Here is a 13,472-nt window from a genome sequence, read left to right on the forward strand (position 1 = left end):
GGTTCGTCAGATCAGATATTGCTCGGCGATCGCCGTGCTCAGATTGTTGTTGTCGGTGATGAAGTCGGTGATGAAATCATGCAGACCGGATTGAAAGACCTCGTCGATGCTCAGATTCTGCAGGCGCGACTGGGTCACGCGAGCCAGACGCTGGGCGGGACCCTGCCGGCCATAGACCTGAGCGAGCTGGTCGAGATTCCCGTTCAGGTTCTCATAGCATGAAGCAAGCGAACGCGGCATCTGTGTGTTCAGGGTCAGGAGATCGGCGACGAGCCAGGGCTTGAGGCTTTCCTTGTAGACCCAGTGATAGGCGGTAAGGGCGGAGACGGCGCGCAGGATGGCGGTCCACTGGAAATAGTCGAGACTGCCGCCGACGCTTTCCGAGGGCGGCAGCAGCACATGATATTTGACGTCGAGGATGCGGGCCGTGTTGTCGGCACGCTCGAGGAACAGGCCGAGCCGTGCAAAGGCATAGGCGTCGTTGCGCAGCATGGTGCGGTAGGCCGAGCCGTCGAACATCAGGGAGACGCCCTTGACCCAGTCGAGGAAGCGAGAGATTTCCTCGCGGCTCATCCGGGCCGGGTCATAGCGCTTGAGCTGGAGCCAGGCGTCGTTGATGGTCGACCACATCTCCGCCGTGAGGGCGGTGCGCACGCCGCGGGCGTTGGTACGCGCCATCTCGAAGCAATTGCGGATCGAGGAGGGGTTCTCGGCGGAGAAGGCCAGGAACTCGGTGACGGTCCGCTCATTGGCCTCCTCATAGGCGGCGAAGAAGGCGGGGCCGCATCCGGCCGTTTCCACCGCGCTTTCCCATTCCGTGGTCAAGCCGCCATAGGAGGCCGGCAGGGACGACAGGCGGTAGGCGGCATCGAGGATGCGGGCGAGATATTCGGCCCGTTCGACATAGCGGGCCAGCCAGAACAGGTTATCGGCGGTACGCGACAGCATGGCTCAATGTCCGGGCGAGAGGGAACGGGAGAAGGAGGGCGAGCGATGCATGGCTGATATCACCGATCCAGGATCCAGGTATCCTTGGTGCCGCCCCCCTGGCTCGAGTTCACCACCAGAGAGCCTTGCTTCAGTGCCACGCGGGTCAGGCCACCGGGCACGATGCGGACCTTGTCCGAACCGGTGAGGACGAAGGGCCTGAGATCGACATGGCGAGGCGCGATGCCCTCCTCGACATAGCAAGGGCAGGTCGAGAGCGCCAAGGTGGGCTGGGCGATATAGCCGAAGGGATGAGCCTTCAGCTTGGCCCTGAAGTCGGCGATCTCGGCCTTGCTGGCGTGCGGGCCGATCAGCATGCCGTAGCCGCCCGATCCCGAGACCTCCTTGACCACCAGACTTTCGAGATTGTCGAGCACATAGGCCAGCGCCTCGGGCTCGCGGCAGCGATGAGTCGGCACATTCTGCAGGATCGGCTCCTCGCCGAGGAAGAAGCGCACGATGTCGGGCATGTAGGAATAGACGGCCTTGTCGTCGGCGACACCGGTACCGACAGCGTTGGTCAGCGTGACGTTGCCGGCGCGATAGGCGGTCATCAGGCCGGGAACGCCGAGGGCCGAATCCGGGCGGAAGGCGAGGGGATCGAGGAAGTCGTCGTCGATGCGTCGATAGATCACGTCGACCCGGCGAGGCCCTTCCGTAGTGCGCATATAGACGATTTCGTCCCGCACGAAGAGATCACGCCCCTCGACAATCTCGATGCCGAGGCGGTCGGCCAGGAAGGAATGCTCGTAATAGGCCGAATTGTACATGCCCGGCGTCAGCAGCACCACGACCGGATCGCGCGAGGCCGTGCGAGGGGCGATCGAGCGCAGGGTGGCGAGCAGTTCGTCCGTGTAATTCTCGACCGGGGCGATGCGATGGCGCGCCACCACTTCCGGGAACAGGCGCATGGTGACTTCGCGGTTCTCCAGCATGTAGGAGACGCCGGAAGGTGTGCGCGCATTGTCCTCGAGCACATAGAAGGTATCGGCGTCGACGCGCACGATGTCGATGCCGGCAATATGGACATAGACGTCATGGGGCACGCTCTGGCCTGCCATTTCGGGGCGGAAGGCCGGATTGTTGAAGATCAGGTCCTCCGGCACCACGCCGGCGCGCACCACTTCGCGTTTGCCGTAGACGTCCTTGATATACATGTTCAGCGCACGCACGCGCTGTTCGAGGCCGCTTTTGAGCGTGTTCCACTCCTGGGCCGCCAGGATGCGGGGGATGATGTCGAAGGGGATCAGGCGTTCGGCGCCATCCTTGTCGCCATAGACGGCGAAGGTGATGCCGATGCGCCGGAACAAGAGCTCGGCCTCGTTGCGTCGGTGGGTCAGCAATTCCTTGGGGGCCGTGGAGAGCCATTGCGCGAGATCGGCATAGGCGGGACGTATAGCGCCGTCGCTCAGGGTCATCTCGTCGAACGCCGCCATGCAATCCCTCCAGACGTGCAATCTGGCGTTACATTGAGCGAGATCGTGCAAGGCGGCAAGCGATCTGCGTAGATCGATTGGCGAGATCATGGGCAGAATTGCAGATTTGCCTAGTGCGGAGGCATCTTGCCTTCCCTGCTGGCATTGTTTGCCTGAAATGGCGGCTGAGGCTTCGGCCGCAGTCGATGCGTCCGCGGCCTTTGGTCAGCGGGGATTCACGAGCGAAGCCGGCAGGCGCAGGACGGCGAGGCCACCAATCGCAATGAGAACCGCAAGACAATAGAGCGCGAGCGATGAGCTCTGAGTCGCGTCGCGCATCCAGCCAAGGAAATAGGGGGCGAGGAAAGCCGCGACATTGCCCAGCGAACTCACCAAGGCGATGCCGGCCGCCAGGACGGCGGCGGACATCACGGTGGGCGGCAATTGCCAGAACAGGGGCAGGGAGGTGCTGGCACCCATGCCGGCGATCGTCAGGCCAACCATGGCCGATACCGGGTTGCCGGGATCGAAGCCGATGAGCGCGAGGCCGCCGGCTGCCATGAGCAGGGGGATGCAAAGATGCCAGCGGCGCTCCCTGAACCTGTCCGAGGAATGGCCGGTGGCAAGCATGAAGATGCAGCCCGCCAGATAGGGGATGGCGCTGAGGAGCCCGATCGTCATATCGCTGGTGATACCGACGCCATTGATCAAGGCCGGTGTCCAGAAAGCGATCGTGTTCACGGCAAGCATGACGGCGAAATAAATGCCGACCAATTGCCAGACCCGGGGATCGCGAAGGCATTGGGACAGCGAGACATTCGCCGTCGGCTTCTGTTCGGCGGCGAGGATTGCGGTCAGATGTTCCTTCTGCGGCTGGCTCAGCCAGGAGGCATCGCGCACGGTGTCGGGGAGCGCTGCGTAGACCACCAAGGCCAGCGCGATGACGGGAAGGCCTTCGAGCAGGAACATCCACTGCCAACCGCGCAGGCCGGCGATGTCGTGGAAGCTTTCCAGAATACTGCCCGAAATCGGGCCGCCGAGCAGGCCGGCGGCCGGCACGGCAAGGGCGAAGAGCGCCGTGACCTGGCCGCGCCGGCGCTGCGGAAACCAGCGATTGATGTAGACGAGGACGCCCGGAAAGAAGCCCGCTTCGGCGATGCCGAGAAGGAAGCGCAGACCATAGAACTGCAGGGCGGAGCTGATCAGGAAGGTCGAGGCGGAGAGAATTCCCCAGACGAGCATGATGAGGGTGATGCCACGCCGCGGGCCGAGTTTGTCGAGCATGATGTTGCTCGGCACGCCGAACAGGGCATAGGCCACGAAGAACAGGCCGGCCCCCAGGCCATAGGCGGTGTTGCTGAAGCCGAGATCGGACGTCATCTGCAGCTTGGCAAAGCCGATATTGATGCGGTCGAGATGGGCGAAGACGTAGCAGGCCAGCAGCAGGGGCATGATCCGCCACGCCGTGACCCGATGGATCGCATTGCCGACGGCCTGGATATCCGCGTCGATCGCGAAATCTCGGCCGGCGACATCACCCTGCGAATAGCCCTGATTGGCCACGGCTTCCTCCTGTCGCTCCCGATCTGTCGCCTCGAAGCATGCTTGCCGAGAAGATCGACCTGGATTTCTTGATATTTAATATGTTAATTAAATACTGGATAACCCCATTCGCGCCCGATGGCAAGGGATGGCGTTCTCGCACCTGGAAGGCAGCGAACGGCAGGATTAGCGATCGATCCGGGAAGGCGCGTCTTCAGAGGCCAATGCGGTGCACCTGAGTGTCCTCGTGTTTGCTCGACCTTTGTCATTGCCGGGCTTGACCCGGCAATCCAGCCTGGGTCCCCGCGTTGCGCAGGAGGCTTCTGGATAGCCGGGTCAAGCCTGGCTATGACAATTCGGAACGTTTTCTTCCCGGATGACCCGCATTGCGCCTTCAGAGGCCGACTTCATTGCTCATCAGGCGCGAGAGGTTCGCAGCCAGAATATCGATGGCGGCCCGCACACGCAGCGGCAGCACGGGGGAGCGCGGCCAAAGGGCGTGCACGTCGAAGACCAGGCCGGGATGCTCGGTCAGTACCCGGATCAGCTCGCCCTTGCGCACACGCTCGGCCACCAGCCAGCACGGCATCCAGGCAAGGCCTGCTCCGGCCACCGCGGCATCGGCAACGGCATCGAGGGAGTCGAAGATGAAACGGCTCGGGGGCATGATTTCGACGGCAGGCCCGCCCATCACCGGAAACAGCCATGAGCGGGGTTGGCCCGAGCGCCCGTAGAGAATGGCGTGGTGGTCGGCGAGGGCGGCCAGGGTGAGCGGCGCTCCATGTTCGCGCAGATAGGCAGGGGCGGCGCACACGGTCATGCGCTGCTGGGCGACACGGCGCGTGATCAGGTTCACGTCGGATTCGAGGGCGCCGTTGCGAATGGCGAGGTCGTAGCCGTCCTCGATCAGGTCGACGCGCCTGTCGTTGAAATTGAGCTCGAGTTCGAGAGCCGGATGCTGGGCCGCGAGCTTGAGCAAGAGCGGCGCGACGCAGGCCCGTCCGAACAGAGCCGGCATGGTGACGCGCAGCCGGCCGCCGACGTCGCGCCGGCCGCTGTCGAGCATGGCCTCGCCCTCGCGGATCTCGGCCAATGCCCTCAGGCAGCGCTCATAGAAGACCTGGCCGTCCTCGGTCAACGCCTGGCTGCGCGTCGTGCGATGGAACAGCCGGGCTCCCAGGCGTTCTTCGAGCCGGGCGATCGACTTGCCGACCGCCGAGCGCGACAAATTGAGCCGCTGCGCAGCCGCAGCAAAGCCGCCGGCTTCCACCGCTTCGACGAAGACCGAGACACCGTTGAGACGATCCACCATGGCAAGGGCGATCTTGTAGATAGCTAGGAACCAATGATCGGAAATTATATCGCCACTGGTGCATGAAATTCAACATTACCGTGCCGGCTCCCTGAATTCGATGGAGACGGTCATGACGGAACAGATGAAACGGTGGTCGATGAACGCAATCGGGCGCGATCGGCTCGTGCTCGAGCATGTCGCCAAGCCCCGGCCAGCGGCGGGCGAAGTCCTGGTCAGGGTAGCTGCCGTTTCCCTGAACTACCGCGATAAGCTGGTGATCGAAACCGGCTTCGGCCAGCCCCTGGCTTTTCCCTTCACCCCGGCGTCGGACATGGCGGGTGTCGTCGAGGCCGTCGGGGAGGGAAGCACGCGATTCAAGCCGGGTGACCGGGTGATCTCCACCTTCATTCCCGGCTGGATCGACGGGCTGAACGACGGTACGGCCCGGGTGCCGCCCTATCGCACCTTGGGGGGCATGCGGCCAGGCGTGCTTGCGGACTATGTCGCCTTTCCCGAGGACTGGTTCACTTTCGCGCCCGCCATACTTGATGATGCTGCCGCGAGCACCCTGCCAGTAGCCGGGCTGACCGCCTGGTTCGCGCTGGTGGAGCGCGGAGCTCCCCTGGCCGGCAAGACCGTGCTGGTACAGGGCACCGGCGGCGTCTCGCTGTTCGGGCTGCAGATCGCCAAGGCTGCCGGGGCGAGCGTGATCGTCACCTCCGGCAGCGCCGACAAGCTGGTGCGGGTCCGCGAGCTTGGGGCCGACCATGGCATCGATCGCAGCCGCGAGAACTGGGTGGAGGCCGTCCATCGCCTGACGGGCGATCGCGGTGCCGATCACATCCTCGAAGTCGCCGGGGGCCCCAATCTGGGGCAGTCCGTCCAGGTGGCCGCGATGGGCGGGCGCATTTCCGTCATCGGCGTGCTGGAAGGCGTGGAGGTTTCCGCTCCGGTGGTTCCTCTGATGCTCAAGGGCCTCACGGTCCAGGGCATCGGCGTCGGCCATCGCCGGGCACAGGAGGATCTGGTGCGGGCCGTCGACGCGCTCGGCCTCCGGCCCGTCATCGACAGGCGTTACGGTTTCGCCGAGCTCCCGGCCGCACTCGATCATCTCGACCGCGGTGCCTTCGGCAAGATCGTGATCGAGACGGATCGGTAGCTGGAGCAGCCCGCCTTCGCGCCTGACACTCCAGATCCGGCGCTTCCCGGAGAATACGCAACTGTAGCGTCATGCCGCCGCCGCTGCTCTGCCGAAAAGATGCAGGGCGGCATGATAGAGCAGCATGATGGTCTTGCCGTCGCGGATCTCGCCGCGCGCGATCATCGCCAGCGCCTCGTCGATATCGAGTTCGAGGAGGTCGATGTCCTCGCCTTCCTCAGCCTGGCCGCCGCCTGTGCCGACACGGTCGCCCGGGCTGTAGGGCGCGACGAAGAAATAGAGCTTCTCGGTCACCGAGCCCGGGCTCATATAGGCCTCCATCACGCGCCGGACTTCGCGGATCCGGAAGCCGGTTTCCTCCTCCGTCTCGGCGCGAATGCGCTCCTCCGGTCCGGCATTGTCGAGCAGGCCGGCCGGGGCCTCGATCAGGAGGTCGTCCCAGCCATTGACGAAGGCCGGATAGCGGAACTGTCGCGTCAGGACGACGGTACGCCGCGAAGGATCGTAGAGCAGGATGGTGGCGCCGTTGCCGCGGTCATAGGTTTCCCGGCTCTGCCTTTGCCAGCTTCCATCGCCGCGGCGATAGAGAAACGTGGTTTTCTTCAGCACATACCAATCGTCGGAGAGGAGTTCGACATCCTCCACACGCACCCGATCCGCCACGCTCATGACAGCCTCTTTGCACGAAATATCTTGAATGACCTTGAATGGATTTCAAAATTCGTGCAGTTTCGTGCAAAGTCAAGAGAATTCGTGAGGCGGCAGCATCATGCTCACCAGCGAGCGCAAGGCCTATATTCTCGAGGTCCTTGGCCGGGACGGGCGCGTCGTCGCCAAGGCGGTCAGCCGGGAGCTCGACCTGTCGGAGGACACCATCCGACGGGATCTGCGCGAACTGGCGGGCGAGGGGCTGCTGCAGCGTGTGCATGGCGGTGCCCTGCCGGCGTCGCCGGCCATGGGCGATCTCGTCCAGCGCCGCGAGGTTTCGGTGGCCGGCAAGGTCGCCATCGGCCGGGCGGCCGCGCGCCTCGTGCGCCCGGGACAGGTGGTGATGCTCGACGGCGGTACCACGGCGGTACAGCTCGCCCGCCATCTCGCCCCCGGTCTCAAGGCCATGGTGGTGACCCACAGTCCAAACGTGGCGGTCGAGCTTGCCGGCCATGCCGGCATCGAGGTGGAACTGATCGGAGGCCGGCTGTTCCGCCACTCCATGGTCGCCGTGGGTGCAACCGCTGCCGAGGCGATCGCACGCATCCGGGCCGACATCTATTTCATGGGGGTGACGGGCATCCATGCAGAGATCGGCCTGACCACCGGTGACAGCGAGGAGGCGGCCATCAAGCGGGCGCTGTGCCGGCAGGCCGCGGAAACGGTGGTGCTGGCGTCCCGGGAGAAGATCGGAGCGGCTTCGCCCTTTCAGGTCGCGACGATGGAGGAGATCGACGCGATGCTGGTGGAGGAGGACACGCCTGATCAGGCCGTCGAACCCTTCCGTGCGCTTGGTGTCACCATCATCCGGGTATGATGCTCCGATGCCGGATGGGAATGCCCCAGGCTCCGGGTCGGTCGGGCGAGGGCGTTTCCCAGGAAGTTCGTTGGATTTTCTTGATCAGAGCGATGCGCTGGAACATGGCTTTGGTGCGCATGGCCGTCTCCGGTGAGGATGGTGCCGGGGCACCCTTCAGAACAGGCGCTGCGCCTTCAGGCTGACATGGCCGTCGCGGCCGATGATGATGTGATCATGTACCACGATGCCGAGCGGCCCGGCGACATCGGCGATGGTGCGCGTCATCGAAACGTCCGCCGAGGACGGCGAAGGATCGCCGGAGGGGTGGTTATGGACGAGGATCAGCGCGGTGGCCGAAAGTTCCAGTGCCCGCTTCACCACCTCGCGCGGGTATACGGGCGTATGATTGACCGTGCCCCTCTGCTGCACCTCGTCGGCGATCAGGCCGTTCTTGGTGTCGAGGAAGAGGATGCGGAAGATTTCGCGCTCGGCGAAAGCCATGGTGCTGCGGCAATAGTCGATGAGCGCCGCCGAGGTCGACAGCACCGGCCGCTTGGCGATCCCGCCCTTGGCAAGGCGATGGCCTGCCGCCTCGACGATCTTGAGGTCGCCGGCCACGCCGTCGCTGACGCCGTCGACCTCCTTGAGCCGAGCGATCGGCGCGCCCAGCACTTCCGCCAGCGAGCCGAAGCGGGCGATCAGCGCCTTGGCGAGCGGCTTGACGTCCCGGCGCGGAATGGAACGGAACAATAGGAGTTCGAGGAGTTCATAGTCGGGCAGCCGGCCCTCGGCCTCGGCAAAGCGCTGGCGCAGCCTCTCGCGATGGCCGTGATAGTGCGGCTCCACCGGTTCGCCGGCTGACGGGAACAGGGGTGCTTCGCCCAGGCCGGGAAGTGGGGCGTCCGGCAAAGGCGAGCGCCCCTTCTTCATTCAGGCAGCCTTGGCGTAGGGTGGCTGGTTCAACTCGGCGGGGGAGAGGGTGAAGATCTCGACGCCGGTTTCGGTCACGCCGACGCTGTGCTCGAACTGCGCCGAGAGCGAACGGTCACGCGTGACCGCGGTCCAGCCGTCATTGAGCACCTTCACGTCCGGCCGGCCGAGATTGATCATCGGCTCCACCGTGAAGAACATGCCGGGCTTGAGCACCACGCCTTCGCCGCGCCGGCCGTAATGCAGGATGTTGGGCTCGTCGTGGAACAGGCGGCCGAGGCCGTGGCCGCAGAAATCGCGCACCACCGAGCAGCGCTCGGCTTCGGCATAGCTCTGGATGGCGTAGCCGATATCGCCGGTGGTCGCGCCCGGCTTGATGACGTTGATGCCGCGCATCATCGCCTCATAGGTGACTTCCATCAGCCGCTCGGCCCGGCGAGCGATGTCGCCGGCTGCATACATGCGGCTGGAGTCGCCGTGCCAGCCATCGAGCACCACGGTATAGTCGATGTTGAGGATGACGCCATCCTGGAGAGGCTTGTCGTCCGGGATGCCGTGGCAGACCACATGGTTGAGCGAAATGCAGCTCGACTTGCGATAGCCGCGATAGAACAGGGTGGCCGGGTAGGCCTTGTTGTCCATCGCGAATTCGAACAGCATCCGGTCGAGCTGGTTGGTGGTGATGCCTGGCTTGACCGCGTCCACCATCAGGTCCAGCCCCTGGGCCGCAAGCCTGCCTGCCGCGCGCATGCCGGCAAAGGCCTCCGGACCATGGATCTTGATCTGGCCATTCTTGCGCTGGGGAGACAGTTCTGCGTCGATGAAGCTCATGAAACTACCTGATTAGACATGTAGGATTCTTATGCCATCTGGGGATGCGGACAGGAAAGAGAATTCTGAATATCGCATGGCTGCCTTGTGATCGTCTTGGGATCGCAGGCTTCCAGCCCATAGGCGCTAACTTTGCGGATGAGGTGCGGGCCCTTTACCCTCCCCCTCCAGGGGAGGGTAAGAAATCGGCGCATTCTCAACTTAAGTTAGCGCCTATGGGCTTCCAGCCTGCAACTTCGTTGTCATCACCCGCAATGTTTCCAGATGCGGGCGAGGACGTCCGCGATCCCAGAAGCTATGACCGCGCTGGTGCCAGGATTTCCCGCAAAGTCATCCGGCGAAAGGCCGCTACGATGGCCGCTCCTTCCTTTTCGTCCACCGAGACCGCCAGGCGCATGGTTGCCTCCCCGAGCTGCCAGATCGTGAAAGCGGTGGTGGCATAGGCTGAAGCATCCGCCGCCCCGTGGGCCCGCGCCATGGCATCGGCCAGCATGCCGCCGCAGATGCGGCTTTCAGCGAGTTCGAGGGCCGCGAGCTGCTTGTCGGCCTGCGTGCCCGACCAGATGTCGCGCATCACCGGCTCGGCCCGGTAGATGTCGTAATAGATGTCGATCAGCGAACCATAGGCCGCCTCCAGCTCCGCCAGCGATTGAACTGGTGTCAGGGCGTCCTCGATACAGCGGCGGCTCTCGGCGCTGCAGCGCTCGGCGAGGCTGCGGATGATGGCGCTCTTGTCGGGGAAATATTGGTAGAGCGAGCCGATGGAGATGCCGGCCTGTTCGGCGACCTCGCCCATCTTCAACTGGTCGCTGCCGCGTACCCCGATCATTGCCGTTGCCACCGCCAGGATCCTGTCCATGCGTTCGCGGCTGCGCTGCTGGACCGGCGCGCGCCGGGGAAGGGTTGCTGTACTTGCCTCTGCGGGGGAGGCGGCAGGAGATCTTTTTGCAGGCATGGCTTGACAGCGAAAACATGAGTAATTATCACATTCTCAAATATGAGAATTACTCATGTTTATCAGCGGGAGGTCGAAATGGCAAATGATCACTGGTCCAAGGGCGCAGTGCTGGTGTTGGGCGGAACCGGCAAGACGGGGCGCCGGGTTGTCGAAGGGCTGGAAAAGGCAGGGCGGACGGTGCGCCTCGGCTCGCGCAAGGCACAGCCGGCCTTCGATTGGGAAAGGCCGGAAGGCTGGGCCGCCGCCCTTGACGGTATCGCTGCCGTCTATGTCGCCTATCAGCCCGACCTCGCCCTGCCCGGAGCGGTCGCGGCAGTGAGCCGGTTCTTCGCCGAAGCCAGGGCGGCCGGTGTTGGCAAGATCGTGCTGCTGTCCGGGCGGGGTGAGCCGGAGGCCCAGGAAGCGGAAGAGGCGCTGCGGGCCACCAGCCTCGATTGGACGATCCTGCGCTGCAGCTGGTTCTTCCAGAATTTCAGCGAGAATTTCTTCCTCGACGCCATCCTGGCGGGGGAGATTGTTCTGCCTGACACGCTCGCCCCGGAGCCTTTCGTGGATGCCGACGACATCGCCGAAATCGCAGTGGCCGCCTTTGCGGATGCCAGGCATTCCCACCAGCTTTATGAGATCACCGGTGCTGAAGCCCTGACCTTCCAGCAGGCCATCGCGGCGATTGCCGAGGCCTGCGGACGCCGCATCGACTATGTGCCGGTTTCCCAGGAGGCCTATCGCGCCGGCTTGGTCGAGCAGGGCCTGCCGCCGGAGGTCGTCGATCTCGTCACCTATCTGTTCTCTACCGTGCTCGACGGCCGCAACGAGCCGATTGCCGACGGCGTCGCACGCGCTCTGGGACATCAGCCGCGCCGCTTCGCCGATTATGTCGCCCGCACTGCCGCCACCGGCATCTGGGGAGGAAGCCATGCTTGAGCGCAGCCTCTACGTCACCACATTCATCGCTGCCGTCGGCAGCGGCGTGGTCGCAGGCATCTTCTTCGCCTTCTCCAATTTCGTCATGCCGGCGCTTGGCCGTGTCGCTCCGGCGAGCGGCATCGCGGCGATGCAGGCGATCAACGTCACCGTGATCAATCCCGGCTTCATGCTGGCCTTCATGGGCACGGCGGTGCTTTGCCTCGGACTTGCCCTGGGCTCCTGGCTCTGGCTGGGAGAGTGGAGCGGCAAACTGCTGCTGCTTGGCAGCCTGATCTATCTCATCGCCTGCATCGGCGTGACCATGGCTCTGAACGTACCGCTCAACGATGCCATCGCCGTGGTCAAGCCGGAGACGATCGAGGCCGGGGAACTCTGGCAGCGTTATCTGGTGGACTGGACATTCTGGAACAGCGTCAGGACCGCGGCTTCGGCGCTCGCCATGGTGCTGTTCATGCTTGCGCTGATTGCGCGCAGCACTGCCTGAGGGCACTTGCGCGGCGGCCGGGAGAGGGGCTGGCATCTTCCGATGCTGCGTCTTTGGAGCGAGGTACGGCTTCTTCGAATCCGACCCTGCTCGAGCTCCTTGTTCTCGCGCCGTTTCTGGAACGGAAAGCCTGCCGGCCTTTCTGGAGAATGCCCTCAACGCCCGAAGATGCCCTTGAAGAACTGGGCCACGCTGTTGCGCTTCTTCTTGCGTTCGAGTTCGCCGGCATCCTTCAGCCAGGTGATCTGGACGACGCGCCGCTCGCCTGCGAAGGGCTTGTGGCCGTGCCATGAGTTGGCGGCCCGGCGAAAGCCGAAGCAGGAGCCCATGACGGGCGAGATCTCGGCCGTCATGTCGTCGAAATTGTCAGGCCCATTCAGGACGCGCAGGCATCCGCCTTCACCTTCCTTCCAGCCATCGTTCATATAGACCAGGAAGGTGGCGAGCTTGCTTTCGCTGTCGGTATGGATGCGCCCGTCCTTGAGTTGCGAAAGCCGGCGGATCGTCGTCAGCCGGGGCAGGGGATCGAGATCGAGGCCGAGCTTCTCGGACAGGGACTGGGCCATCGCGCTGCTTTCGAGTTCCTCGACCAGCTCCCGGAAGCTGCCTCGTAGCGCAATGTCGGAAACGGTCAGGAAGCCGGGTTTGTCGATGGCCGGAAAGTCCTGCCGAAGCGACGGGATCTTGTTCTTCTGGAGAAAACCCTCGCCGATGATGTGGCGGTAGGGCTCGTCATGGATTTCAGCATTGCGGATGACATCAAGGTCGATGACAGGCATCGCCGGTCACTCCTGGAATGCAGGCACCGGCTGGCAAAGCCTGCACGGTGCTGCCCGAGCGTCCCCCGACCCTGAATGGATATGACGGGCTTGAATGTCTCGCTGACGCCCGTCGTGGTCAAGATGCTTTTGGTTTATAGGCGGTCCTGTGAGCCCCTGCTGCCTGCTCCTTTTCGTGACCGGCTTGCACGCGTGTCCTTGCTGCAATCTGCCCGATAGGAGAATCGCGCTGGCGCGCCATATTATTGCGGGACTTGGCGGTGGTTGTGCTTGAATGCCCCCGCCGCGCTTCCCAATATTGAGGGAAACTTTCGGGGCCGCCTCGCCGGCACCTTCCCTTGCTTCGTGAGGATCGTTCCTTGTCTCTGACGCCAGCCGATGTCATTCGCGCCCTTGAACTCGTCAAGCTGCCGGCAAGCGGCCAATCATTGCCCTCGACCGGCCGGCTGACCGAAATCCGCATCGACGGTTCGAAGGTGATGTTTGCCATTGCCATCGATCCCACCGAGGCGCGGGCCATGGAGCCGGTGCGTGCTGCAGCGGAGAGCGCCGTGCGCGGCCTTCCCGGCGTCGCCAATGTTCTGGTGGGGCTGACGGCCGAGCGGCCGGCCGGCGCGGCGCGGCAGGAACCGCCGGGCCCGCGGGCGCAGGCCGCCGCG

General features: G+C 64.1%; 14 protein-coding genes. 5 read left to right on the forward strand and 9 right to left on the reverse strand.

The window, feature by feature from the left end; all coding sequences use genetic code 11:
* Positions 1-6 precede the first annotated feature (6 nt).
* The 4 genes from QM672_RS24575 to QM672_RS24590 form a co-directional block, all read right to left on the reverse strand.
* Entirely contained in the window at positions 7-948 is a 942-nt protein-coding gene (locus QM672_RS24575) for an alpha-E domain-containing protein (RefSeq protein WP_311938853.1), read from the reverse strand.
* Positions 949-1,007: 59 nt separating this feature from the next.
* Positions 1,008-2,423 carry a circularly permuted type 2 ATP-grasp protein gene (locus QM672_RS24580; protein WP_311938855.1) on the reverse strand — a complete coding sequence of 472 codons (1,416 nt, stop codon included), beginning with the start codon at positions 2,421-2,423 and terminating at the stop codon, positions 1,008-1,010.
* 204 nt (positions 2,424-2,627) lie between these two features.
* Complete coding sequence (locus QM672_RS24585; RefSeq protein ID WP_415085743.1) at positions 2,628-3,965, reverse strand: MFS transporter; 1,338 nt, start codon at positions 3,963-3,965, stop codon at positions 2,628-2,630.
* Between the two features lie 373 nt (positions 3,966-4,338).
* Positions 4,339-5,253, reverse strand: coding sequence for a LysR family transcriptional regulator (locus QM672_RS24590; protein ID WP_415085757.1), 915 nt, complete (start codon positions 5,251-5,253; stop codon positions 4,339-4,341).
* Between the two features lie 115 nt (positions 5,254-5,368).
* Between QM672_RS24590 and QM672_RS24595 the strand changes: the two genes are divergently transcribed.
* On the forward strand, positions 5,369-6,397 hold the full coding sequence (locus tag QM672_RS24595) for a zinc-dependent alcohol dehydrogenase family protein (RefSeq protein WP_415085745.1): 1,029 nt from the start codon (positions 5,369-5,371) through the stop codon (positions 6,395-6,397).
* A 69-nt stretch (positions 6,398-6,466) separates the two neighbouring features.
* Here the strand turns inward: QM672_RS24595 and QM672_RS24600 are convergent, their stop codons facing one another.
* Positions 6,467-7,066, reverse strand: a complete 600-nt coding sequence (locus QM672_RS24600; protein ID WP_311938862.1) for an NUDIX domain-containing protein — start codon at positions 7,064-7,066, stop codon at positions 6,467-6,469.
* A 100-nt stretch (positions 7,067-7,166) separates the two neighbouring features.
* On the opposite strand from QM672_RS24600, the gene QM672_RS24605 reads away from it, so the two are divergent.
* Positions 7,167-7,922, forward strand: a complete 756-nt coding sequence (locus tag QM672_RS24605; protein ID WP_415085748.1) for a DeoR/GlpR family DNA-binding transcription regulator — start codon at positions 7,167-7,169, stop codon at positions 7,920-7,922.
* A 156-nt stretch (positions 7,923-8,078) separates the two neighbouring features.
* On the opposite strand, the gene radC is transcribed toward QM672_RS24605, so the two are convergent.
* From radC to QM672_RS24620, 3 genes are all read right to left on the reverse strand, one after another.
* Positions 8,079-8,834: a RadC family protein gene (radC, locus tag QM672_RS24610; protein WP_311938866.1), complete on the reverse strand. Its 756-nt coding sequence runs from the start codon at positions 8,832-8,834 to the stop codon at positions 8,079-8,081.
* Positions 8,835-9,665 (reverse strand): type I methionyl aminopeptidase, encoded by an 831-nt coding sequence (map, locus tag QM672_RS24615; RefSeq protein WP_415085750.1) that lies wholly within the window; start codon positions 9,663-9,665, stop codon positions 8,835-8,837.
* A 295-nt stretch (positions 9,666-9,960) separates the two neighbouring features.
* The gene (locus QM672_RS24620; protein WP_311938870.1) at positions 9,961-10,524 is read right to left on the reverse strand and encodes a TetR/AcrR family transcriptional regulator; all 564 of its coding nucleotides are present in this window, start codon (positions 10,522-10,524) and stop codon (positions 9,961-9,963) included.
* A 174-nt stretch (positions 10,525-10,698) separates the two neighbouring features.
* Between QM672_RS24620 and QM672_RS24625 the strand changes: the two genes are divergently transcribed.
* Both QM672_RS24625 and QM672_RS24630 read left to right on the forward strand, forming a co-directional pair.
* Entirely contained in the window at positions 10,699-11,547 is an 849-nt protein-coding gene (locus QM672_RS24625) for an NAD(P)H-binding protein (RefSeq protein WP_415085753.1), read from the forward strand.
* A complete protein-coding gene (locus QM672_RS24630) occupies positions 11,540-12,034 on the forward strand; it encodes a DUF1772 domain-containing protein (RefSeq protein ID WP_394309494.1) in 495 nt (164 codons plus the stop codon). The genes QM672_RS24625 and QM672_RS24630 overlap by 8 nt, the downstream gene beginning before the upstream one ends.
* A 155-nt stretch (positions 12,035-12,189) precedes the next feature.
* Here the strand turns inward: QM672_RS24630 and QM672_RS24635 are convergent, their stop codons facing one another.
* On the reverse strand, positions 12,190-12,813 hold the full coding sequence (locus tag QM672_RS24635; protein ID WP_367626690.1) for a 2OG-Fe(II) oxygenase family protein: 624 nt from the start codon (positions 12,811-12,813) through the stop codon (positions 12,190-12,192).
* Between the two features lie 359 nt (positions 12,814-13,172).
* Here QM672_RS24635 and QM672_RS24640 point away from each other — a divergent pair.
* Positions 13,173-13,472 (forward strand): iron-sulfur cluster assembly protein (locus QM672_RS24640; protein ID WP_415085755.1); only part of this gene is annotated, 300 nt, incomplete at its 3' end.

The sequence above is a fragment of the Labrys sp. (in: a-proteobacteria) genome, assembly GCF_047605565.1.
In the GTDB taxonomy this organism is placed as follows: Bacteria; Pseudomonadota; Alphaproteobacteria; order Rhizobiales; family Labraceae; genus Labrys; species Labrys neptuniae.

What these genes read in the sequence shown, in the direction of transcription:
- QM672_RS24600 (WP_311938862.1), bottom strand. Translation starts at nt 7,066, where the DNA reads ATGAGCGTGGCGGATCGGGTGCGTGTGGAGGATGTCGAACTCCTCTCC.
- QM672_RS24635 (WP_367626690.1), bottom strand. Translation starts at nt 12,813, where the DNA reads ATGCCTGTCATCGACCTTGATGTCATCCGCAATGCTGAAATCCATGAC.
- QM672_RS24580 (WP_311938855.1), bottom strand. Translation starts at nt 2,423, where the DNA reads ATGGCGGCGTTCGACGAGATGACCCTGAGCGACGGCGCTATACGTCCC.
- QM672_RS24620 (WP_311938870.1), bottom strand. Translation starts at nt 10,524, where the DNA reads ATGGACAGGATCCTGGCGGTGGCAACGGCAATGATCGGGGTACGCGGC.
- radC (WP_311938866.1), bottom strand. Translation starts at nt 8,834, where the DNA reads ATGAAGAAGGGGCGCTCGCCTTTGCCGGACGCCCCACTTCCCGGCCTG.
- QM672_RS24630 (WP_394309494.1), top strand. Translation starts at nt 11,540, where the DNA reads ATGCTTGAGCGCAGCCTCTACGTCACCACATTCATCGCTGCCGTCGGC.
- QM672_RS24595 (WP_415085745.1), top strand. Translation starts at nt 5,369, where the DNA reads ATGACGGAACAGATGAAACGGTGGTCGATGAACGCAATCGGGCGCGAT.
- QM672_RS24625 (WP_415085753.1), top strand. Translation starts at nt 10,699, where the DNA reads ATGGCAAATGATCACTGGTCCAAGGGCGCAGTGCTGGTGTTGGGCGGA.
- QM672_RS24575 (WP_311938853.1), bottom strand. Translation starts at nt 948, where the DNA reads ATGCTGTCGCGTACCGCCGATAACCTGTTCTGGCTGGCCCGCTATGTC.
- map (WP_415085750.1), bottom strand. Translation starts at nt 9,665, where the DNA reads ATGAGCTTCATCGACGCAGAACTGTCTCCCCAGCGCAAGAATGGCCAG.
- QM672_RS24605 (WP_415085748.1), top strand. Translation starts at nt 7,167, where the DNA reads ATGCTCACCAGCGAGCGCAAGGCCTATATTCTCGAGGTCCTTGGCCGG.